The 1,528-nt window shown below is 57.3% G+C and carries 1 protein-coding gene; it reads right to left on the bottom strand.

Features of this window, described 5'->3' with window-relative positions; translation table 11 throughout:
* On the bottom strand, nt 1–1,514 hold a 1,514-nt coding region (locus tag VGO04_RS05530; RefSeq protein ID WP_327494964.1), incomplete at its 3' end, for a PAS domain S-box protein.
* Nucleotides 1,515–1,528: the final 14 nt, after the last annotated feature.

The following is a 1,528-nucleotide window of genomic DNA, read 5'->3' as shown; positions in this document are numbered from 1 at the left end:
GACTCTTGTTCAGTAAGGCGGCTCTTTTCGATGGCGAGTTCGATCACCGCTCCAGAGGGTTCCCAAACGCGGTTGATTCTGCCGAGTTGACTTGTCGTTGCTTTGACAAGGCGGCTTCCGAAGCCTTCTGTCGCGGTGGGCTGCGGTGGCGGCCCACCGGATTCTCGCCAAACAAGAATGAACTCTGACTGTTCGTCAGCGCAGACGATTTCGACCATGCCGTCAAGAGTCGAAAGACTGCCATACTTGGCAGCATTCGTAGCGAACTCATGCAGTAGAAGAGACAGCGACGTGACCAAGTTCGAAGGAACGGCGGTGTCAGCTCCGCGGATGTCAAACCGGGCCCGCGCGGCGGTTTGGTAAGGTGAGAGTACGGCGCTGATCAAGCAATGCAAGGTGGTTGGCGCCGGCTCGTCACCTGCCACGAGCGGAGACAGGGTCAGATTGTGAACCCGCGCCAGCATAGCGAGCCGCTCTGTGACGGTGGACGCAAGCTCATCCACAGATTTCGCCGAGCGGACGCTGAGATTGACGATGCCACTGGTGAGGGCGAAAATATTCTTCACGCGGTGGTTCATCTCGCGCAGCAGAAGCAATTGCTGTTCTTGTGCCAGCTTGCGGTCAGCGATGTCGCGAGCGATTTTCGAGGCGCCGATGATCTTGCCGTCGGCGTCCTTAATCGGAGAGACTGTCAGCGAAATGTCAATCATACTGCCGTCTTTATGTTGGCGTACAGTCTCGTAGTGTTTGATGTGTTGACCAGCGCGAATCCGTTCGATGATCGCCGGCTCCTCCTCACGTCTGGCTTCAGGTATCAGCAACATGATCGACTGACCGATCGCTTCATCCCGGCGATAACCAAAGATCCGCTCGGCTGCAGGATTCCAGTCAGTGATGATCCCGTTCAAATCCTTGGCGATGATCGCGTCATCAGACGAGTCAATCAAAGCCATCAACCGACGAGAGGCAGTCTCCGACGCCTCCCGTTCGATGGCGAAGCCGAGTTGGCGCGCGATCGTGACTGCGATTTCGCGTTCCTCCTCTGAGAAAATTCGCACCGCATCATAGTAGACCATGAACTTGCCAACGAGTTCGGCAGAGCCAGCCAGTGGAATGAAGGCAAGCGAACGAATGCCTTCCGCCGAGATCGTCTTGGCCAATTGCGGCTCCAGGCCGCTACGATTGACGTCCTCGAAAAAAATAGGTGGCGCACCACGGTCCGACCGCTGCCAAGGTGAGTGCCCGTTCACGGCGGTCCGATAATCATCTGAAAGCCCGCGCCATGCCACAAACCTCATGGTCCCGTCACGGTCAAAGCGGAGAATTGACGCTCGAGTGGTCAGTAGCGCACTGCATATGGCATCGAGCGCCGCGTCGTAGATTTCGCTCAGAGTCCGAGAGCGGAACAACTGGTCGGTAAAGCGAAACAGTACAGTTTGTTTGTCGACGCGCTCGGCCGCGTCTCTGCCCCGGTCACATGGTGTGGCTGCCGGACCGCTCGTTCGTCGCAACATGGGTCAGCCTCAAG

It is taken from the genome of Ensifer sp., assembly GCF_035999185.1.
GTDB lineage: Bacteria > Pseudomonadota > Alphaproteobacteria > Rhizobiales > Rhizobiaceae > Ensifer.
Note: the sequence above shows the minus strand (reverse complement) of the source record. Positions and strands in the feature narration are given on the sequence as shown.